Origin of the sequence: Kitasatospora sp. CMC57 (genome assembly GCF_045866025.2) — a bacterium.
Lineage (GTDB): Bacteria > Actinomycetota > Actinomycetes > Streptomycetales > Streptomycetaceae > Kitasatospora.
Genome location: NZ_AP035881.2, coordinates 4,556,769 through 4,577,884, shown reverse-complemented (window position 1 = coordinate 4,577,884; position 21,116 = coordinate 4,556,769). Strand labels below are relative to the sequence as shown.

Below are 21,116 nucleotides of genomic sequence, written 5' to 3'. Positions count from 1 at the left end.
GAGCATTCGTCCCGGTCTGGCTATGTGCTCCTTAGAAAGGAGGTGATCCAGCCGCACCTTCCGGTACGGCTACCTTGTTACGACTTCGTCCCAATCGCTGGTCCCACCTTCGACGGCTCCTCCCCTCACGGGTTAGGCCACCGGCTTCGGGTGTTACCGACTTTCGTGACGTGACGGGCGGTGTGTACAAGGCCCGGGAACGTATTCACCGCAGCATGCTGATCTGCGATTACTAGCAACTCCAACTTCATGGGGTCGAGTTGCAGACCCCAATCCGAACTGAGGCCGGCTTTTTGGGATTCGCTCCGCCTCGCGGCATCGCAGCCCTTTGTACCGACCATTGTAGCACGTGTGCAGCCCAAGACATAAGGGGCATGATGATTTGACGTCGTCCCCACCTTCCTCCGAGTTGACCCCGGCAGTCTCCTGTGAGTCCCCATCACCCCGAAAGGCATGCTGGCAACACAGAACAAGGGTTGCGCTCGTTGCGGGACTTAACCCAACATCTCACGACACGAGCTGACGACAACCATGCACCACCTGTATACCGACCACAAGGGGGCGACTATCTCTAGCCGTTTCCGGTATATGTCAAGCCTTGGTAAGGTTCTTCGCGTTGCGTCGAATTAAGCCACATGCTCCGCTGCTTGTGCGGGCCCCCGTCAATTCCTTTGAGTTTTAGCCTTGCGGCCGTACTCCCCAGGCGGGGAACTTAATGCGTTAGCTGCGGCACCGACGACGTGGAATGTCGCCAACACCTAGTTCCCAACGTTTACGGCGTGGACTACCAGGGTATCTAATCCTGTTCGCTCCCCACGCTTTCGCTCCTCAGCGTCAGTAATGGCCCAGAGATCCGCCTTCGCCACCGGTGTTCCTCCTGATATCTGCGCATTTCACCGCTACACCAGGAATTCCGATCTCCCCTACCACACTCAAGCCTGCCCGTATCGAATGCAGACCCGGGGTTAAGCCCCGGGCTTTCACAACCGACGCGACAAGCCGCCTACGAGCTCTTTACGCCCAATAATTCCGGACAACGCTCGCACCCTACGTATTACCGCGGCTGCTGGCACGTAGTTAGCCGGTGCTTCTTCTGCAGGTACCGTCACTTGCGCTTCTTCCCTGCTGAAAGAGGTTTACAACCCGAAGGCCGTCATCCCTCACGCGGCGTCGCTGCATCAGGCTTTCGCCCATTGTGCAATATTCCCCACTGCTGCCTCCCGTAGGAGTCTGGGCCGTGTCTCAGTCCCAGTGTGGCCGGTCGCCCTCTCAGGCCGGCTACCCGTCGTCGCCTTGGTAGGCCATTACCCCACCAACAAGCTGATAGGCCGCGGGATCATCCTGCACCGCCGGAGCTTTCCACCAACCCCCATGCAGAGGAAGGTCATATCCGGTATTAGACCTCGTTTCCAAGGCTTGTCCCAGAGTGCAGGGCAGATTTCCCACGTGTTACTCACCCGTTCGCCACTAATCCACCCCGAAGAGCTTCATCGTTCGACTTGCATGTGTTAAGCACGCCGCCAGCGTTCGTCCTGAGCCAGGATCAAACTCTCCGTGAATGTCTGCGAGTAATCTCGCGAGCCACTCGCGTTGAGCGGCACGGCAACCACCGGAATAGGCGGCCCCGCGCACTGCGTCCTCGCTAGTGTTTTACTTCATAAAGGAATCTCCAACCCCACAAAGTGAGGCCGGGGATGTCAACATATCTGGCGTTGACTTTTGGCACGCTGTTGAGTTCTCAAGGAACGGACACTTCCTTCGAGCCGCTTATCAGGCGGACCCTCCGGGCGCTTCGTTCGTGTTTCCCAGCTTAGCAGAACAATTTCGGCCGTTTTACCGGCTTCATTCATTCTGAATTCCCGCTGGGAGGGATTGTCGCCGGATTGGTGGCGGGTATCCGTGGATACTCACTGCCCCATCCGGGCTACGTCGTAGACTCTAAACCTTCAAGGTGGCTGTTGTCCAGCCCGTCTCAACCGTTCAAACCTACTAGCACATCGCGGCCACGTCAATGGTTTTGCTGCGCTGAGGAGAAGACTACCAGGTCAGCGACCCTGTACCGACCACGGACGAGCTACGCCGCCACCGGGTTCAGGTCCGTCAGATCGGCCGAATCGAGGTCGCCCAGGTCGCCCGCGGCTGCGGCTCGGCAGCCGAGGACCAGGGCGTACAGGAGGAAGAGCAACTCCGCGAGTGCGCCGATGCCGATCCGGGCCCAGGTGGGGAGTCCGGAGGGGGTGACGAAGGCTTCGAGCAGGCCGCTGACGAACAGGACGGCGGCGAGGCCGATGGCCATGCCGATCACCGACCTGCCTTCCTCGGCAAGTGCGGTGGCGCGGGGGCGCGGGCCGGGGTCGATGACGGTCCAGCCGAGGCGGAGGCCGAGGCCGGCGGCGACGAAGACCGCGGTGAGTTCGAGCAGACCGTGCGGGAGCAGCAGGCCGAGGAAGAAGTCCAGACGGCCGGCCGAGCTCATCAGGCCGAGGGCGACGCCGAGGTTCATCACGTTGCTGATCAGGACCCAGACGACCGGGAGGCCCAGCAGGACGCCGAAGATCAGGCACTGGGCGGCGATCCAGGCGTTGTTGGTCCACACCTGGGCTGCGAAGGAGCTGGCGGGATGGTCGGAGTAGTACGTCTCGTACTGGCCGCCAGGCCTGGTCATCTCGCGGATCTGGTCGGGGGCGGCCAGGCTGTCCCGGATCTCCGGGTGGGCGGCCACCCACCAGCCGACCAGGGCGGAGAGCAGGATCGAGAGCACGGCGATCGGTATCCACCAGCGGCGCGAGCGGTAGAGCGCGGCGGGGAAGCTGACGGTGAAGTACCGGCCGGCGTCGCGCCAGGAGGCGCTGCGGGCGCCGGTCACCGCGCTGCGGGCCCTGGCCACCAGGGTGGTGAGGCGGCCGACCAGGGTGGGGTCGGGGGCGGCGGACTGGATCTGGGCCAGGTGGCTGGTGGCGCGTTGGTAGAGGGTGACGAGTTCGTCGGCCTCCTCCCCGCTGAGGCGGCGCTGCCTGCTCAGGACCTCCAGACGGTGCCACTCCGCCTGGTGGGCGGTGACGAAGACGTCGAGATCCATGCGGCGGTCTCCTGCGGGGAAGAGGGACTACGGAATCGGGCTCAGCATGCCAGAGGGGAGGGTTGCCCTTCGCGGGGGTCGGGCGGCGCCGTATGTTGGCGGCTTCAGACGCGGGGCGGCCCGCCGGATCGAACGGGCGGGGTGGCGGACGATGAGTCAGTTGGTGACGGGCGAGGCGGTGGTCCTCGGACTGCGGTCGGCCAAGCTGCCGAGTCGGGCGCTGGCGGTCTGGCTGGATCTGCTCGCCGAGTTCGCCGTGCTGATCGGCTCGCTCTTCCTGCTGGACTCGACGCTCAGTGAGGTGGACGACGCCGCTGCGGCGGCGATCGCGCTCGGGCTGATGGTGTTCTGCCTGGTGGGCGTGCCGGTGCTGGTCGAGACGCTGAGCCGCGGCCGGTCGCTCGGGAAGTTGGCCATGGGTCTGCGGGTGGTGCGGACCGACGGCGGACCGGTGCGGTTCCGGCACGCGCTGGTGCGCGGGCTGGTGGGCTTCGCCGAGCTGCTGATGTTCATGGGTGTCCCGGCGGTCATCTGCTCGCTGGTCTCGCCGGAGGGCCGCCGACTCGGGGACGTCTTCGCCGGGACCCTGGTGGTCCGGGAGCGGGTGCCCGGCTCAGGCGCCGGCCGGGCCGCACTGCCGCCGCTGTCCCCCGAGCTGATGCAGGGGCTGGGCGGCGGGTTGGTCGCGCTGGACCTCTCTGCGGTGCCGGAGGGGCTCTGGCTGGCGATCCGGCAGTACCTGGGACGGATCGAACAGCTGGACCCGGCCGTCGGGCACGGCATGGCGCTGCGTCTGGTCGCTGACCTGGTGACCCGCACCGGCCAGGCCGCACCGTACGGGGTGCCCCCGGCGGCCTACCTCGGCGCGGTGCTGGCGGAGCGCCAACGGCGTGACTGGGAGCGGTCGTCGAGCCGGCTGGCGCAGCAGGCCCCGCAGGTCCGACAGCCCGTCCAGCCACAGGTCCAGCCTCAGGAGCCCCCGGCCGCGCCGCCGACCGGCTTCGCGCCGCCCGCCTGAGCCCGGGTCAGGCGTAGTACTCGGTCGGCCACTGGTTGGGCGGCGACTCCAGCTCCTCCAGCTCGATGCCCGAGGCGGCGAGCACCACGTCACCGGCCAGGTGGACGATCTGCTGCTCGCCGGTCTCCAGGTCGGCGACCTGGTACTGCTCGACCTGGAGCGGGCCCGAGTCGGTCTCGTGGGTCTGTACGGACTCCAGCAGCCACCCCTGGTCGAGGGTGCGCGGCGCGAGCACCGGGTCGGTGAAGGCGACCAGCCTGACCCGGGAGCTGCTGCCCGGCTGGAGCCGGAGCAGCCGGGCGGTGGCGATCAGGAAGGCCGGCGAGGAGCCGGTGAAGGCGTGCGCCCGGTCGTAGCCCTCGGCCGCGTGCTCGGGGTTGCCGTCGGCCGCCGTACGGACCCAGGTGACGCCGTCGACCGCGCCGCCGCGTACCAGCCAGCCGCCGGACCGCAGTTCGAGCCTGAGCGGCCGGGCGCGGGAGTCCAGCGTGAGGTCCGTGGTGGCCAGCACGGCCCCGTCGGGCGCGTACGTCTTGGAGACGTACCGCCAGCCGGCCGGGCCCGGGGCGCAGCTGAAGCGCTCCTCGCCGAGCAGTTGGTGGTCGTGGCTCCCGTGCAGTGAGGCTGTGTGGTGCAGGTAGCGGCCGTTGGGCATGGGCCGAAGCCTACGTGCAACCTCTCCGCCGGAACGGCCGTGCGGCCGGTGCCACGGGGGCGCCGGCCGCACGGTTCGTTGCTGGGGCGGGATCAGTAGCGGTACTGCTCCGGCTTGTACGGGCCCTCGACCGGGACGCCGATGTAGTCGGCCTGCTCCTGGCTCAGGACGGTGAGCTTGACGCCCAGGGCGTCCAGGTGGAGCCGGGCGACCTTCTCGTCCAGGTGCTTGGGCAGCACGTAGACGCCGACCGGGTACTCCTCGGTCTTGGTGAAGAGCTCGATCTGCGCGATGGTCTGGTTCGCGAAGGAGTTCGACATCACGAAGGACGGGTGGCCGGTCGCGTTGCCGAGGTTCAGCAGGCGGCCCTCGGACAGCATGATGATGGTGTGGCCGTCGGCGAAGCGCCACTCGTGGACCTGCGGCTTGACCTCGGTCCTGACGATGCCGGGGAGCTTCGAGAGACCGGCGATGTCGATCTCGTTGTCGAAGTGGCCGATGTTGCCGACGATCGCCTGGTGCTTCATCTGCTCCATGTGCTTGGCAAGGATGATGTCCTTGTTGCCCGTGGTGGTGATGAAGATGTCCGCGATCCCGACGACCTCCTCCAGGGTGGTGACCTGGTAGCCGTCCATGGCGGCCTGCAGCGCGCAGATCGGGTCGATCTCGGTGATGATGACGCGGGCGCCCTGGCCGCGCAGCGACTCGGCGCAGCCCTTGCCCACGTCGCCGTAGCCGGCCACGACCGCGACCTTGCCGCCGATCAGGACGTCGGTGGCGCGGTTGATGCCGTCGATCAGCGAGTGGCGGCAGCCGTACTTGTTGTCGAACTTCGACTTGGTCACCGCGTCGTTGACGTTGATGGCCGGGAACAGCAGCTTGCCGTCCCGGTGCATCTCGTACAGGCGGTGGACGCCGGTGGTGGTCTCCTCGGTGACGCCCTTGATCGTGGCGGCCATCTCGGTCCACTTGGACGGGGTGTCCTTGAGGGTGCGGTTGAGCACCTCGAGGATGAGGCGGAACTCCTCGTTGTCCGCGGTGGACGGGTCCGGGGCCTGGCCGGCCTTCTCGAACTCGACGCCCTTGTGGATCAGGAGGGTGGCGTCACCGCCGTCGTCCAGGATCATGTTCGGGGTCTGGCCGTTCGGCCAGGTGAGCGCCTGCTCGGTGCACCACCAGTACTCCTCCAGCGTCTCGCCCTTCCAGGCGAAGACCGGGACACCGGCGGGGTTCTCGGGGGTGCCCTCCGGGCCGACCGCGATGGCGGCGGCGGCGTGGTCCTGGGTGGAGAAGATGTTGCAGGAGCACCAGCGGACCTCGGCGCCGAGGGCGACCAGGGTCTCGATCAGGACGGCGGTCTGCACGGTCATGTGCAGCGAACCGGTGATCCGCGCACCGGCCAGCGGCTGCGAGGCCGCGAACTCCTTGCGGATCGACATCAGACCGGGCATCTCGTGCTCGGCGAGCTGGATCTCCTTGCGGCCGAAGGCGGCAAGCGAGAGGTCGGCGACCTTGAAGTCACCGGTGAGGTTGGTCGACATGCGGTAGTGCTCCTCGCTGCATGGGACGGTTCGGGCCTGTCTTACGGGTGTGCTCAGTGGCAGGACGCCCGACGGCTCGGCGTACTGCTGCTGCGGCACAATCCGTCGGAGGACCTCTCTCCCTCGACCGACCCCGCCCGGGTGCACCGGACGCCGTCGATCGACCGCCATCAGCAGCGACGTTTGGCTCTGCTGACGAATCTACACCGACGGCGTGATCGCACGGGATTCGTACGGACGGATTCGGCCGGGACCGGGGCGCCCGGTCCGACGGTCCGTCAGTGCGAGGGACCGCCGGGGGTGGCCGCCCGGTCGGGGCCCTGGGCCTCCTTGTCGGCGCTGTAGATGTCCGGCTCCAGGTAGATCGCCCGGGCGATCGGGACGGCCTTGCGGACCCGGGCCTCGGCCAGGTCGATGGCCTCGGCCACCTGGGCGGCGCTGTCCTCGGCGTTGACGCCGATCTTGGCGGCGACCAGCAGCTCCTCCGGGCCGAGGTGCAGGGTGCGCATGTGGATGATCCGGGTCACCGAGTCGTGGTCGACCAGGGCCGCGCGGATCTTCGCCACCTCGTTCTTGTCGGCGGACTCGCCGATCAGCAGGCTGCGGGTCTCCAGCGCGAGCACCACGGCGATGGCCACCAGCAGCAGGCCGATGCAGAGCGTGCCGATGCCGTCGAAGACCCCGTCACCCGTGAGCACGGTGAGCCCGACGCCCAGCAGGGCGAGTACGAGGCCGATCAGCGCGCCGAAGTCCTCCAGCAGGACCACCGGCAGCTCGGGGGCCTTGGCCCGGCGGATGTAGTCGACCCAGCCGAGCGCGCCCTTGGCCTTCCGGCCCTCGGTGATCGCGGTCAGGAACGACCAGCCCTCGGCCAGGATGGCGAAGACCAGCACGCCGACCGCCCAGTACCAGCCGTGCAGCTCGTGCGGGTGGCGGATCTTCTCGACGCCCTCGTACACGGCGAACAGGCCACCGACGCTGAACAGCACGATGGAGACCACGAAGGCGTAGATGTACCGCTCGCGGCCGTAGCCGAACGGGTGCTCCTCGTCGGCCTCGCGGGCCGCCCGCTTGCTGCCCACCAGCAGCAGCACCTGATTGCCCGAGTCGGCCACCGAGTGCACGCCTTCGGCCAGCATCGAGGACGAGCCGGTGAAGGCGAAGGCCGCGAACTTGCTCGCGGCGATCGCCAGGTTCGCGGACAGCGCCGCAACCAGTGCCTTGGTGCCGCCTTCGGTGCTCATGCTGGGGTGGTGTCCCTCCGACTGGGCCGGTGCACCGCACCGGCCGACGCTCAGCTTGCCGATCGCACAGAGTATCCCGGTGCGGTACGGCGCCTGGGCGCCGGTCAGTCCCGCGTGGCGGCCAGTCCGAGGTAGACGGCGGCGAAGTCGGTCAGCGCGGTGAGCTCGGCCAGGGCCTGGAGCGGATCGGCCAGCGCACTGCGGTACTCGGTCAGCCGGACGTCGTGCGCGTCGGCCAGCCGGTGTGCGCGGCGGACCGGGTACCCCGGCTCGGGCACCTCGGCCTGGTCATCCTCGGCCGGATCGGCGGCGCGGCCCGGGGTCTGACGGAGCAGCAGCACCTGGAGCAGTAGCGGGTCGGGCTCGTCCACCCGGTCCCGGAAGAAATCGTCCGGGTCCGCACCCGAGCCGAGCTGCCCGACGAACATCCCCCGGTGGGTGGTCAGCACCTGCGGCAGCGCCCCGGCCACCGCCGGGCGGCCGGCCCGGTCGGCCAGCATGGTGGCGAACCGCTCCGCGACCGCCGTGGCCACCGGGCCCTCGGCCCAGATCAGCGGCACGGTACCGGAGAGCTTGCCGGCCAGGTCCTTCGCCGGGTTCACGTACGCGCCGGCGTCCGGGCGGCAGCGGACCGCCGTCTCGTCCAGCCGGTCGGCCGTGGCCTGCAGCGAGCCGGGCGGCAGCTGGGTCACCCCGAGCTTCTCGGTGAGCGCCAGCAGCGGGGCCAGCAGCGCCCAGAGCGCGCCCGGGTCCAGCGGCGGCAGGTCGGGCTCGGCACCCGCGACCGGCTCGGCCGGGCCCACCGTGGACGGCGCGTACGGCAGCGGCAGGCCCCGGACCTGGTGCGCGGCTTCGGTCAGCGGGCTGGTCGCCGGGGCGATCACCACCACCGAGCAGCCGCGCGCGTACGCCTGCTGGGCGAGCTCGATCAGGCCCTGCTCGGTGCCGTCGATGGAGGCGATAACCAGCAGGTCGACCGGGCCGACCCAGCCCGGCAGCTGCCAGCTCATCCCGGCCGAGAAGAGCGGGTCGGCGGCCGTCCGGTCACGCCGTACGGGCTCCGCGTCGGTCGGCGGCAGCGGGAGCACCTGGGTGGTCCCGGCGGCCAGCGCGGCCAGCGCACCGCCGGCGGCCAGCACGCTGCCGTGACCCGCGACCAGCAGGGTGCGCGGGCGGCCGTCCGGCCGCAGTGCCGACAGCCCGGCGTCGTCGGCGAGCCGCAGGGCGGTCCTGACCCGGGCCCCGGCGCCGGCCAGGGCGAGCAGGGCGTGGTCCCGGTCGGCGCGCTGGAGGGCGGCCGGGTCGTCGAGCAGGCTGTCGTCGATCATTGCGGCGGCCTCCGGCCTCGGACTGGATCAGGAGGGGCGGCGGGCCTCGTCGACCAGCAGCACCGGGATGCCGTCGCGGACCGGGTAGACCAGGCCGCAGGTCTCGCCGGTGCAGCGCAGCTCGCGCTCCTCGCCCTTGCTCTCCTCGGCGAGCGCGGAGTGGCACTCGGGGCAGACCAGGATCTCCAGCAGGAAGGACGGCAGGCTGCTCATGGTCGTCAGGCTCCAGAAATCGGTACACGGTGCCGCCGGTACAACGGTGCCCGGCCACTGGCCACCCTACCGGCCGGTGTGGTGGTGGGGGGTGTCAGGTGCGGATGAGGGTCAGGACGGTGTCGCGGATGGTGGCCATGATGGCGGGGGTGTCGGCTTCGACGTTGAGCCGCAGGAGGGGCTCGGTGTTGGAGGCGCGGAGGTTGAGCCACCACGTGGGCGTGGTGATGGTGAGCCCGTCGAGGGTGTCGGTACCGGCGTCGGGACAGCCGGCGTAGTGGGCGGCGACCCTGGCGGTGGCGGCCTCCTGGTCGGTGACCGTGGAGTTGATCTCCCCCGACGCGCTGTAGCGGTCGTAGGCGGCCGTCAGCGCCGACAACGGCCGCTCCTGGTGCCCCAGCGCCGCCAGCACGTGCAACGCCGCCAGCATCCCGGTGTCGGCGCGCCAGAAGTCCCGGAAGTAGTAGTGCGCGGAATGCTCCCCGCCGAACACCGCACCCGTGACGGCCATCTCCTGCTTGATGAACGAATGCCCCACCCGGGTCCGCACGGGAGTGGCACCCAGCTCACGGACCACCTCGGGCACCGTGTGCGAGGTGATCAGGTTGTGGATGACGGTCGGGTTGCTCTCACCGGCGGCCTGCACCCGGGCGATCTCCCGCGCCGCCACCAACGCCGTGATCGCCGACGGCGACACCGCCTCACCACGCTCGTCGATCACGAAACAGCGGTCCGCGTCCCCGTCGAACGCCAGCCCCAGATCCGCCCCGCACTCCACGACCTTCGCCTGGAGGTCGACCAGGTTCGCCGGATCCAACGGGTTCGCCTCGTGGTTGGGGAACGTCCCGTCCAACTCGAAGTACAACGGCACCAGATCCACCGGCAGACCCGCGAACACCGTGGGCACCGTGTGGCCGCCCATCCCGTTCCCCGCGTCCACCACCACCTTCAACCGCCGCATCCCCGCCAGGTCCACCAGACCCAGCAGATGACCCGCATACCCACCCAACGTGTCCTTCACCGACAACGACCCCGCAGCCACCTCCAACGGCGGCACCGTCACCACGCCATCCGGACCCGTCCACGACTCCACCAACTCACGGATCTCCGTCAGCCCCGTGTCCTGCCCCACCGGCGACGCACCCGCACGACACAACTTGATCCCGTTGTACCGCGCCGGATTGTGCGACGCCGTGAACATCGCCCCCGCCAGATCCAACGACCCCGACGCGTAATACAACTGATCGGTCGAACACAACCCGATCTCCACCACATCCGCCCCCGACCCCACCGCCCCCAACGCGAACGCCCGCGACAACGACGGCGACGACGGCCGCATGTCATGCCCCACCACCACCGCCGACGCACCCACCACCCGCACAAACGCAGCACCCAACGCGAACGACAGACCCTCGTCCCACTGATCCGGCACCACACCACGCACGTCATACGCCTTCACCAACTGCATCAAGTCCCGCACTGCCGCTCCACACCTGTTGGGTCCTCAGAGGAGGGCAGCGTACTCGCAGGTGGTGGACGGTCTCAGCTCTCGGGCGAGCGCAGGACGCGCAGGTGGCCCCGGCGGCCCGCCTCGGTGGGGTCGGGCCCGGAGGGCCTGGTCTGACGGGGTGTCTGCGGGCGGGCCGCCTCGCGGACGGCGTTGGCCAGCGCCTCCAGATCATCGCTGGAGCGCCGCAGCGGGCCGGCCTCGGCGGCCAGCCGGACCACCTCCCAGCCGCGCGGGGCGGTCAGGCGCTCGGCGTGCTCGGCGCACAGGTCGTAGCAGTGCGGCTCGGCGTAGGTCGCGAGCGGGCCGAGGACGGCGGTGGAGTCCGCGTAGACGTACGTCAGCGTCGCGACGGCCGGTCGGCCGCACGCGGTCCGCGAACAACGACGTACAGAGCTCACGAGGGTGGACGGTACCGCACTCCTGACCAGGCCGCGAAGACCCTCCCCCGCCGAGTGTCACGTGTCGCCGACATGGGCCCCGGCCGGGGTGGTCCACTTCCGGGCTGCCAAGGGCTACGCTCGACTCTGATATGGACAGCTCCGCACCCCAATCACCGGCCGAGCCGCCCCGGCGTCGCAGACACCGGGACAGGCACGGCCGCGGCCTGCGAGGGCCGTTGGCGCCTCCCCAGGTGCCCATCTCGCTCACCAGGTCCGAGCTGTTCGAGGACTACGTGCGCGAGTCGGTGGAACGGCTGGAACGGCGCTGGCCGCAGCTGGTCGACGTGGAGTTCGCCGTGCAGGAGGTGCCGCTCGCCGACGCGGGGGCGCCGGAGCCGGAGGCGGTGCCGCTCGGGCGGGTGATCGCGGCCGCCCAAGGGCGGAAGAGCCGGATCATCGTCTACCGGCGGCCGGTGGAGATCCGGGTGAAGACCAGGGACGACCGGGCCGCGCTGGTGCACGAGATCCTGATCGAGCAGGTCGCGGACCTGCTGGGGCTCTCGCCGGACGCGATCGACCCCCGGTACGACGAGGAGTAGCCGACGACCCTCGGCCCGGGGCTCGGCTCTGCCGAGGTGCGGCTCCGCCGCGTGGGCGGAGCCGCACCTCGGCAGGTTGCGGAGTCTCAGGCGCTCTCGCGGCGACCTGGACCCACGGGTCAGCGGAGGAGGACGGCCGGGTCCGGGGCGGCGTGGGGGACGCTGACGGTGCTGTGGTCGTCCGGGATGGACTGGATGGTGAACATCGGGACGTCCTTGAGCGGGAGCAGGAGCATCCGGGCCGCCGCCACGGGACCTCCGGAGACGCTCTCGACGGTGAGGCCGAAGGTGCCGTTGAGGCCGGCCGGATCGGGGGCCGGGAGGGCGACGGTGGCGCCGGCAGGGATGTCGACGTCCTTGCTGGTGGGGGTGCCCGCAGAGCTGCCGGCGGAGCTGGTGACCCTGACCTTGGCGGCGGCTTCGCCGGTGGCGGTCAGGAAGACCGTGGTGGCGCCACCGCCCCGGTTGTCGGCGAGGCTGCCGCGCTTGTTGATCGGAGTCGCACCGGTGATCCAGGCGGCGTCGGACTTGCCGTTCTGGCTCCGATCGACCCGGAGGGTGGCGACGATCGGCGTCGGGTGGGCCGGGTCGGACGGGCTGAGCCGGAGTGCGCCGGGCTCGGTCCGGGTGATCTGGCCGAGGTCGACCGCGGTGACCATGCCCGCCTTGACGTGGACCGTCTCGAACCCGGCCGGGGTGAACCAGCCGTTCTTGCCGGAGACCTGGACCTTGAGGTCGGCGTCGTCCTCGCCCGGGGCGGCCACCACCAGATGGGCGGCGGTGGCGTCGCCGACCAGCCCGGGGAGCACCTGGATGGGGGCGGGATCCGCGGAGGCGGGCACCCAGTCGGCGCCCTTGTTGCCGTCGGCGGCGTGCAGCCCGGCGCCGACCCGGCCGCTGCGGGCCACCACGTGGATGGCCAGGTCCTTCTGGTCCTTGACCAGCGAGGGCAGCCGGACGGCCTGCGAGGAGCCGGGTGCGAGCGTGAGGCCGTCGGCGCCCTGGACCTCGAGCGGGCCCTTGTCGCCGAAGAACTTGAGGTCGACCACGGCCCCGATCGACTCGGCGTTGACCAGGCTGACGTAGTCCACCCGGTCCCCCGCCGTGCTGGCGCCGGAGAACCAGAAGCTGGTGTCGGACGGGGTGCAGTTGATGCCGGAGAGGCCGAGGCCCTGCTGGTCGGTGACGACGGTGGTCTGGCCGACGGCGAAGCCGGGGGCGTACGAGCCGGTGCCGGTCGCGATGGTGCCGGGGGCGACGTCACCGTTCTGGGCCGGTCCTGAAATCGGCGTACCGACCTTGGCGAGCGCGACCCTGGCGTCCGCGGGGGCGGTGTTGGCGGGGTCGGCGCTCGGGCCGGCCGAGGGGGCCGTCGATGCCGGGGCCGCAGGCGCCGGGGCGGCGGCCGGGGTGCGCGAGGCGACGTCCTGCAAGGCACCGTACCCGCCGGTGGCGCTGCCGCCCGGCGGCGTGAAGAGCGACAACGTGGTGACGCCGGTGAGGTTCTGGAGCGGCTGCGGGCAGACCTTGACGGTGCGTTCGACCTGGGCCGAGGTGGCCCCGCCGGTCGCCGCCCCGGCGGTGTCCGCCGGCGGCCGCAGCTCGGCGATGCCGAACACCACCCCGAGCACCACGGCCCCGGCGAGCAGGGAGGTTCCGGTGCGACTGCCACCGAGCACCTTGAGGTCGGGGGCCTTGAAGCCGGGGGTCTTGAGCGTGGGCTTCTTCATGACGGTGGGTCAGCTCCCCGATCCGTGCCGGTAAGGCTGGCCGTATGGGTCGTTGGGGTCGTAGTACGGCTCCTGCTGCGGCTGCTCCGGCATCCAGGCCTGCTGGTCCGGCTGCTGCGCCTGCGGTTGCTGCTCGTACCCCTGGTACTGCTGCTGGTCGTACCCGGCGTACTGGTCGTAGCCGTACTGCGGCTGCTCGTACCCGTACGGGGCGGCGGGCTGCTGCTGGCCGGCGTACGGGTCCCAGCTGTACGGGTCGGCCTGCTGGTACGGGTCCTGGTACTGCTCGGCCGGGGGCGCGGGCGCCGGGTCCGGTTCGGTGGCGGACTGCGGCGGGACGGCGGCGTAGACGCCGTTCTCCTCGGTGCCGTCGGTCTCGCCCTCGCCGCGTTCGGCCAGGCGGCGGGCCCGGCGGCTGCCGGGGACGGGTGCCTGGGCCTGGGCGGCGGCGGCCAGCGCGGCGGCGGCCACCACCTCCTCGGGCAGGTCGTCGTCGTTGTGGTTGCGCCGACCGGGCAGGGCGAGCACCAGGACGGTGGCGCCGAGTAGGAGTTGGGCCCAGATCCAGCCGGTGTGCAGCAGGCCGGACTCGTGGGTGACGTCCAGCCGGCCGCCGGTGGCGGGGAGCTTGAAGCCCTGCGCCCAGCCGTCCAGGGTGACCGGCTCCAGGGTGGTGCCGTTCAGGGTGGCGGTCCACTTGGGGTCGGCCTGGTCGGCCAGCCGCAGGACCCGGCCCGCCGGGCCGGCCGGGAGCTCGCCGTAGATGTCGTGCACGCCGGACGGGAAGGGCTGCCCGGTGCCCTGGGGGTCGACGATCACTGCCCGGGTGGCGGGGGCGCCGGTGACCTGCCAGAGCGCGATGCCGTTCTCCTGGCTGAGCTTGGTCAGGCCGGGGGTGGTGTCCAGGACGTCGCGGACCTTGGGGGTCAGCGGGTCCTTGACCTCGACGTAGCCGATGCCGTGCCCGGCCAGTTCCTTGGCCTGGTCGCCGCCCGAGCCGGCCAGCAGCCGGCCGACCAGACCGGTCAGCCGGTCCTTCGGGTCGTCGGCCGCGTCCACGGTGCCCTCGGCCTGACCGAGGGTCAGGCCCGCGCCGCGGACCATCGCGTAGTGGACGGCGGCCGCCTGGGCGTCACCGCTGATCACCAGCGTGCGGATGTGGTCGGTGGTGCCGGCCTCCTCCGCGATGAAGGCGGGGACCTGGTCCGTCTCGGTCCGGTGGAGCGGGCCCTGGACGCCGGTGGCGGCCCACCAGACGGCGGTGCCCACCGGGGCGAGCACCGCAGCGGCGAGCACCAGGGCGGCGACCGGCTGGCGCCAGCCGAAGGCGATCCCGGCGACCCGGGCGTTGGCGCCGTCGGCGCCGATCGCGGCGGCCGCCAGCAGGGCGACACCGGTCAGCAGGGTCGCGGGCCCGGCCCAGGCGGCCACCGGGGCGCCGCCGGAGGCGGGGGTGACGGCGGTGCCGGCCACCACGACGGTGAAGAGCAGACCGGCGAAGGCCGCTCCCCAGGCGGCCAGCACGGCCCGTCGGCGGTCCGCCCTGAGCAGCGCGGCCAGGGCGGCGAGCACCACACCGGCGGAGAGCCAGACCGGCGGGACGCCGGCGCCGCCGGGGTTGACCAGGATCAGGCCGAGCGGCCCGGGGGCCGTACCGCTCAGGCCGGGCAGGCCCGCTTCGAGCAGCAGCCGGGAGGGGTGCGCCAGCGCCTGGAGCGACCAGGGGGCGAGCACCAGTACGGGGACGCCGAGGATCACCAGCATCCGCAGGCCGAGCAGGCGCACCGCCTCGCCGCCGGAGCCGTACGCCCCGCCGCGGAGCACCGCGAAGGTGAGCGCGGCAAGGCACAGCGGGACGGCGATGGCCCAGGTGAGCGGGACGAAGGCGGTGCAGAGGGTGAGCATCAGCACGGTCATCCAGGTGGACCGCCAGCCGGGGCGGGCGCCCTTGGCAGCGGTCTCCGCGCGGATGCCGAGCCCGGCGCTGATCGCGGCGGCGCGGGCCAGCGGCGGCAGCAGTACGGCGAGCACGGCGGTGCCGATCCGGCCCTGGGCGAGCGCTCCGGTGGCGGCCGGCAGCAGGGCGTACCCGGCACTGGCCCAGGCGCGGACCAGCTTGGACTCGATCAGCGGACGGGAGACCAGGTAGGCGCTGACCGCGGCGAGCGGGATGGCCAGCACCAGCAGCAGGCCGACCGCGAGGTCGGCGTTGCCGAAGGTGAGCCCGGAGAGCACCGCGAGCACGGCCAGGTACGGCGGGGCGGTGGCGGTGGAGCCGGTGCCGACCGGGTGCCAGCCGTCGGCGTACATCGACCAGAGACCTGACGCACCGTCGGAGGCGGGCAGCAGGGCGCCGCCGAGCAGGTTGCCGCTGCCGAGCAGGTCGCGGCAGGCGATCAGGGCGAAGATCAGCAGGGCGGTGAAGAGCAGCGGGGCCGGGCGCCTGGCCAGCTTCTTGAGCAGGGCGAACTGCTCGACCACGAGGTCGTCGGCGTCCTCGTCACCAGGCCCGGACTCGACCGAGCCGTGCCGTCCGGCGCCGGAGTCGTCGGCGCCGCCGATGCCGAGCGAGCCGATCAGGCCCTCGACGGCGAGCCTGGCGGTCGCGCCGGGGGCCGGGAAGAGGGTGCGGTCGTCCAGCGCGTCCCCGGCCCTGGTCCTGGCCCGGCGTTTGCGGGCCGCCAGCAGGCGGGGCAGCCGGACCAGCTCGTGGCCGAGGCCGGCGAGTTCGTCGAAGGCCTGCTTGGGGTCCTTGCCGACCACGTTGACCAGCACCCGGAACAGCGTGCCGAGCACCAACCGGAGCAGCACGTACGGGAACAGCAGGCCCTTGGAGTTGGCCAGCAGGGTGTAGACCGCGCCGGCCTTGTCGACCCGGTGCGGGTGGGCCGCGCCGCAGTCGATCGCGCGGCGCTCGCGGCTGGCGGCCTCGGCGTGCCGGAGCACGGCGTCGGGGGCGACCACGACCCGGTGGCCGGCCGCGTTGACCCGCCAGCAGAAGTCGGTGTCGTCGCGCATCAGCGGCAGTGCCTTGTCGAAGCCGCCGAGCTCCTCGAAGACGTCGCGGCGGACCAGCATGCCGGCGGTGGAGACGGAGAGCACCGGACGGACCTGGTCGTGCTGGCCCTGGTCCTGCTCGCGGCGGTCCAGCCCGGTCCAACGGCGGCCGGAGCGGGCGATGGTGACGCCGACCTCGAGCAGCTGCCGGCGGTCGTACCAGCTGCGCAGCTTGGGGCCGACCACGGCGGCGGTCGGGGTGGAGTCGGCGACCTGGAGCAGCCGGCGCAGCGCGTCGGTCTGCGGCTCGCAGTCGTCGTGCAGCAGCCAGAGCCACTCGACCGGGCGGGTCTCGCGCGGCCCGCCCCGGCCGAGGTCGTCCTCGGCGCCGAGCGGGTCGCCGAAGTCGTCCCAGCCGCCGGTGACCGGGTCGTAGCCGGACGGGTCGAGGCTGTACGGGAGGTCCTCGGGGCGCAGCGGGGGGCTGTTGAAGACAGCCTGGCCGACGGCGTTGCCGAAGCCGGAGCGGCGGCCGAGGATCAGCGGTCCGCTCTCGGGCAGCCAGTCACCCAGGGTGTCCTGGAGCAGCTGCGGCGAGGTGTCGGTCGAGCCGGTGTCCACGGCGAGGATCCGCTGCACCTGCCGGTCCTGGCCGAGCAGGCCGGCGAGGGCCTGCGGGAGCCAGCGGGCGCCGTCGTGCGAGACGATCACGGCGGTGACCAGGTGGCGCGGGTACGCGGGCGGCCGGGTTGCGGAGAAGCCGCTCTGGTGGCTGTAGACGGTCATCGAGTGCGTGGGCCCCAAGCTTCTCAGTGGACGCGGCCGAGGACGGCGAAGTCAGGTGGCGCACCACACTAACGGCTCCGGGTGGCGGGCTCGCGCCCGGAGGGTGCGGGGGAATGCGAAAGCGCCCCACCGTCATGGGTGAGGCGCTGCACGGAACAGGTGTGGGACCAGCGGCCGAAGGCCCGGTCAGACCGCGCTCTTCTTGAGCCGACGGCGCTCGCGCTCGGAGAGACCGCCCCAGATACCGAAGCGCTCGTCGTTGGCCAGGGCGTACTCGAGGCACTCGGACCTGACCTCGCAGGAGAGGCAGACCTTCTTCGCCTCGCGGGTGGAGCCGCCCTTCTCCGGGAAGAAGGACTCCGGGTCGGTCTGAGCGCACAGCGCGCGCTCCTGCCAACCGAGTTCCTCTTCGTCCTCTTCGATGCCCTCACCGATCAACAGCTCAAAGAGCTCGCTCATCTGGCGCGCCTCCTCTGCCCCTTGTGGCGTCCCCGTGGTGTTGCCGTTGCCTGGAGCGGCGGAACGACACGAGTGAAATTACATGTGCGTCACTCTGGCCCAGTCAAGCCGAGCTCTGGTATTGGGTCGAGGATTCACTCCCCGGAACCAAGGCACTACGATAAGTGTACATATCCGGACATCTAGGATTTAGCACCCTGATGGGCCTCAATCATCCGGAACCACCCACTGTCTGACAGGCAGTCAACCTGACACACCGTCGCCCCGACCACCCCCCGAACGGGGGGACGTCGGAGAGGATCGCGCTGGTTGCCTGGTCATCGGCTGCCTTCCCGGCGATCTTCACATCGAAACATCAAGGGTGATTTATCACCCCATCCGGTAGTTCAGGACTGATCCACCCCGAATGTCCCCGGAGTTGGCTTGACACTCACGCCTCTCCTGCGGTCTCCTTACTCCCATGTCAGAGTTCGCCACCTCCCGGGGCCGCCGCCAGGCGCAGTTCCGTGCTGCCGCGAGCTCGTTCTGTTGTCGCCTCTGTTCCTGCTGTATCTAGGCGCTCGCGTCCCACCGCGCGCCGCCCAGGAACATCGAGGCCGCCCGCGCGACAGAGTCCCCCCTGAATCCCGCGGCCCGGCTGAATCCCCCGCCGACCAGCTGCTCCGAGGATTCCTCCATGCGAATGCCCCGTTTCCGCAAGCGCAATCGAGACCGCGCCAAGCACGCCGCCCTCACCGCCGTACCGGCTCCCCGGTGGACCGACGGTCTGAGCGACGTCTCCATCGCCGGCGACCCGCTGGCCTTCCCGCACCTGGCCCGCACCGACCTGCCGCAGCACCCCGGCACCGTGGCCGGATACGCCCGGCTGGTCCGCGAGATCGCCGCCGACCGCTCCCGCTGGGAGCCGCTGGTCCGCTACGACGCCCTCACCCGCTGGTACGCCCGGCTGGAGACCGGCCCGGGCTACGAGGTCTGGCTGCTCAGCTGGCTGCCGGGACAGAGCAGCGGGTTCCACGACCACGGGCAGTCCTCCGGCGTGATGACGGTGCTCCAGGGCGAGCTGGTCGAGCGCTCGCTGACCCACGCCGGTGAGGGCTCCCGTCCGCTGCGCCGTGGCGGCCAGCGTGTGTTCTCGTCCGGGTACCTGCACGAGGTGGTCAACGCCTCGCTGGAGCCCGCCGTCTCGATCCACCTGTACTCCCCCGGTCTGGTCGAGATGAACCAGTACGCCGGTGCGGTTGCCCCGGAAGCGCGCGTCGAAACGCACTGACCCCGGGCCCGGGCCCGCTGTCACCGGCCCGCCTGGCAGGATGAGCGCATGCGCATCGTGGCACTGGCAGGCGGGATCGGTGGAGCGCGTTTCCTGCGCGGACTCCGTGAGCTGACCGGCCCTCAGGACGAGATCACCGTCATCGGCAACACCGGCGACGACATCCACCTCTTCGGTCTCAAGGTCTGCCCGGACCTGGACACCGTGATGTACACCCTCGGCGGTGGTATCCACGAGGAGCAGGGCTGGGGCCGGGCCGACGAGACCTGGTCGGTCAAGGAGGAGCTGAAGGCGTACGGCGTCGGGCCCGAGTGGTTCGGCCTCGGCGACCGGGACTTCGCCACCCACATCGTCCGGACCCAGATGCTCGGCGCGGGCTACCCGCTCAGCGCCGTCACCGAGGCGCTCTGCGACCGCTGGCAGCCCGGTGTTCGGCTGCTGCCGATGAGCGACGACCGGGTGGAGACTCACGTCCGGATCACCGACGCGGCGGGCCCCCGGGTGGTGCACTTCCAGGAGTACTGGGTCAAGCTGCACGCCGCCGTGGCCGCCGAGGCGATCATCCCGGTCGGCGCCGACACCGCGAAGCCCGCCCCGGGTGTGCTGGAGGCGATCGCCGGGGCCGACGTGATCCTCTTCCCGCCGTCCAACCCGGTGGTGTCGATCGGCACCATCCTGGCCGTCCCCGGCATCCGACAGGCCGTCAGTGCGGCCTCCGCCCCCGTGGTCGGGCTCTCCCCGATCATCGGCGGGGCGCCGGTGCGCGGCATGGCCGACAAGGTGCTGGCGGCGGTCGGGGTCGAGGCGACGGCCGAGGCGGTCGCCCTGCACTACGGCTCCGACCTGCTCGACGGGTGGCTGGTGGACACCGCCGACACCGCCGCGGTGGCCGCGGTCGAGGCCGCCGGGATCACCTGCCGGGCGGTGCCGCTGCTGATGACCGACGTACCGGCCACGGCCGGGATGGCCAGGGCCGCACTGGAGCTGGCCGAGCAGGTCCGGTCTTGATCTCGGTCCTGCCGGTGGCGGGTCTACCGGAGGTCACCACCGACGCCGACCTGGCCGAACTGATCGCCAAGGCCGGGGAGTTCGAGGACGGCGACATCCTGCTGGTCACCTCGAAGATCGTCAGCAAGGCTGAGGGGCGGCTGCTGCACGCCGCCGACCGGGAAGCCGCGATCGACGCCGAGACCGTCCGGGTGGTCGCCCGGCGCGGTCCGGCCAGGATCGTCGAGAACCGCAACGGGCTGGTGATGGCGGCAGCCGGCGTGGACGCCTCCAACACGGCGCCAGGCACCGTGCTGCTGCTGCCGCTCGACCCCGACGCCTCCGCGCGGGTCCTGCGGGCCGGGCTCCAGCGGCTGACCGGCCGTCGGCTGGCCGTGGTGATCACCGACACCTTCGGCCGGCCGTGGCGCAACGGCCTGACCGACGTGGCGATCGGCGCCGCCGGGCTGGCCGTCCTCGACGACCACCGGGGGCGGCGGGACAGCCACGGCAACGAGCTCGCGCTCACCGTCACCGCCACCGCCGACGAACTGGCCGCCGCCGGTGACCTCGTGAAGGGCAAGACCAGCGGCGTGCCGGTCGCCGTGGTGCGCGGTCTGGGAGCCCTGGTGACCGGGGAGGACGGCGAAGGGGTCCGCCCGATGGTCCGGCCTGCCGCCGACGACATGTTCCGGCTCGGCACCTCCGAGGCGCTCCGACAGGCTGTCACGCTGCGGCGCACCGTCCGCTCCTTCACCCCCGAACCGGTCGACCCCGCCGCCGTCCGCCGGGCGGTCGCCGCCGCCGTCACGGCCCCTGCCCCGCACCACACCACGCCGTGGCGGTTCGTGCTGCTGGAGAGCGCGGCGGTACGGACCCGGCTGCTCGACGCGATGCTCGCCGCCTGGCAGCGGGACCTCCGCGAGCTGGACGGGTGGGACGACGCCAAGGTGACGCGCCGCACCGCCCGGGGGGACGTGCTGCGGGACGCCCCGTACCTGGTGGTGCCCTGTCTGGTGATGGACGGTTCGCACGACTACCCCGACGCCCGACGGACCGCGGCCGAGCGGGAGATGTTCACGGTGGCGATCGGGGCGGCCGTGCAGAACCTGTTGGTGACGCTGACGGGCGAGGGGTACGGGTCCGCCTGGGTCTCCTCGACGATGTTCTGCCGGGACACCGTGCGGGAGGTGCTCGACCTGCCGGACGGGTGGGACCCGATGGGGGCGATCGCGGTCGGACGGCCGGCGGAGGCTCCGCGGGAGCGTCAGGCCCGGCCTGCGGACGCTTTCGTGGTCACGCGCTAGCCCTACGCCCTGC

General features: G+C 71.1%; 16 protein-coding genes and 1 rRNA gene. 5 read left to right on the top strand and 12 right to left on the bottom strand.

Annotation, left to right across the window (positions count from 1 at the left end; genetic code table 11):
• Positions 1-35 precede the first annotated feature (35 nt).
• Positions 36-1,559, bottom strand: a 16S ribosomal RNA gene (locus ACKUU6_RS20590).
• A 515-nt stretch (positions 1,560-2,074) separates the two neighbouring features.
• Positions 2,075-3,079 carry a stage II sporulation protein M gene (locus ACKUU6_RS20585; RefSeq protein WP_407990035.1) on the bottom strand — a complete coding sequence of 335 codons (1,005 nt, stop codon included), beginning with the start codon at positions 3,077-3,079 and terminating at the stop codon, positions 2,075-2,077.
• Positions 3,080-3,230: 151 nt separating this feature from the next.
• Between ACKUU6_RS20585 and ACKUU6_RS20580 the strand changes: the two genes are divergently transcribed.
• Positions 3,231-4,097, top strand: a complete 867-nt coding sequence (locus ACKUU6_RS20580; protein WP_407990034.1) for an RDD family protein — start codon at positions 3,231-3,233, stop codon at positions 4,095-4,097.
• Positions 4,098-4,104: 7 nt separating this feature from the next.
• Here the strand turns inward: ACKUU6_RS20580 and ACKUU6_RS20575 are convergent, their stop codons facing one another.
• From ACKUU6_RS20575 to ACKUU6_RS20545, 7 genes are all read right to left on the bottom strand, one after another.
• Entirely contained in the window at positions 4,105-4,752 is a 648-nt protein-coding gene (locus tag ACKUU6_RS20575; protein WP_407990033.1) for a hypothetical protein, read from the bottom strand.
• Between the two features lie 92 nt (positions 4,753-4,844).
• Complete coding sequence (ahcY, locus tag ACKUU6_RS20570) at positions 4,845-6,293, bottom strand: adenosylhomocysteinase (protein WP_407990032.1); 1,449 nt, start codon at positions 6,291-6,293, stop codon at positions 4,845-4,847.
• 278 nt (positions 6,294-6,571) lie between these two features.
• Positions 6,572-7,537: a cation diffusion facilitator family transporter gene (locus ACKUU6_RS20565; protein WP_407990031.1), complete on the bottom strand. Its 966-nt coding sequence runs from the start codon at positions 7,535-7,537 to the stop codon at positions 6,572-6,574.
• A gap of 104 nt (positions 7,538-7,641) precedes the next feature.
• Positions 7,642-8,865: an SIS domain-containing protein gene (locus tag ACKUU6_RS20560; protein WP_407990030.1), complete on the bottom strand. Its 1,224-nt coding sequence runs from the start codon at positions 8,863-8,865 to the stop codon at positions 7,642-7,644.
• 27 nt (positions 8,866-8,892) lie between these two features.
• Positions 8,893-9,078: a Trm112 family protein gene (locus ACKUU6_RS20555; RefSeq protein WP_407990029.1), complete on the bottom strand. Its 186-nt coding sequence runs from the start codon at positions 9,076-9,078 to the stop codon at positions 8,893-8,895.
• Between the two features lie 94 nt (positions 9,079-9,172).
• Positions 9,173-10,546, bottom strand: coding sequence for a phosphomannomutase/phosphoglucomutase (locus ACKUU6_RS20550; RefSeq protein ID WP_407992138.1), 1,374 nt, complete (start codon positions 10,544-10,546; stop codon positions 9,173-9,175).
• Positions 10,547-10,620: 74 nt separating this feature from the next.
• Positions 10,621-10,986, bottom strand: a complete 366-nt coding sequence (locus tag ACKUU6_RS20545) for a DUF3499 domain-containing protein (protein ID WP_407990028.1) — start codon at positions 10,984-10,986, stop codon at positions 10,621-10,623.
• 131 nt (positions 10,987-11,117) lie between these two features.
• Between ACKUU6_RS20545 and ACKUU6_RS20540 the strand changes: the two genes are divergently transcribed.
• Positions 11,118-11,567, top strand: coding sequence for a metallopeptidase family protein (locus ACKUU6_RS20540; RefSeq protein ID WP_407990027.1), 450 nt, complete (start codon positions 11,118-11,120; stop codon positions 11,565-11,567).
• Positions 11,568-11,686: 119 nt separating this feature from the next.
• Here ACKUU6_RS20540 and ACKUU6_RS20535 read toward each other — a convergent pair whose 3' ends face one another.
• The 3 genes from ACKUU6_RS20535 to ACKUU6_RS20525 form a co-directional block, all read right to left on the bottom strand.
• On the bottom strand, positions 11,687-13,297 hold the full coding sequence (locus tag ACKUU6_RS20535; RefSeq protein WP_407990026.1) for a DUF5719 family protein: 1,611 nt from the start codon (positions 13,295-13,297) through the stop codon (positions 11,687-11,689).
• 9 nt (positions 13,298-13,306) lie between these two features.
• Positions 13,307-17,098 carry a glycosyltransferase family 2 protein gene (locus ACKUU6_RS20530; RefSeq protein WP_407990025.1) on the bottom strand — a complete coding sequence of 1,264 codons (3,792 nt, stop codon included), beginning with the start codon at positions 17,096-17,098 and terminating at the stop codon, positions 13,307-13,309.
• A gap of 168 nt (positions 17,099-17,266) precedes the next feature.
• Entirely contained in the window at positions 17,267-17,539 is a 273-nt protein-coding gene (locus ACKUU6_RS20525; RefSeq protein WP_057232581.1) for a WhiB family transcriptional regulator, read from the bottom strand.
• Positions 17,540-18,215: 676 nt separating this feature from the next.
• On the opposite strand from ACKUU6_RS20525, the gene ACKUU6_RS20520 reads away from it, so the two are divergent.
• From ACKUU6_RS20520 to ACKUU6_RS20510, 3 genes are read left to right on the top strand one after another with little or no spacing between them, the layout of a single operon-like run.
• Positions 18,216-18,809, top strand: a complete 594-nt coding sequence (locus tag ACKUU6_RS20520; RefSeq protein WP_407990024.1) for a cysteine dioxygenase — start codon at positions 18,216-18,218, stop codon at positions 18,807-18,809.
• A gap of 48 nt (positions 18,810-18,857) precedes the next feature.
• Positions 18,858-19,817, top strand: a complete 960-nt coding sequence (cofD, locus tag ACKUU6_RS20515) for a 2-phospho-L-lactate transferase (protein WP_407990023.1) — start codon at positions 18,858-18,860, stop codon at positions 19,815-19,817.
• On the top strand, positions 19,814-21,103 hold the full coding sequence (locus tag ACKUU6_RS20510) for a coenzyme F420-0:L-glutamate ligase (RefSeq protein ID WP_407990022.1): 1,290 nt from the start codon (positions 19,814-19,816) through the stop codon (positions 21,101-21,103). Before cofD ends, ACKUU6_RS20510 begins: the two co-directional genes overlap by 4 nt.
• Positions 21,104-21,116: the final 13 nt, after the last annotated feature.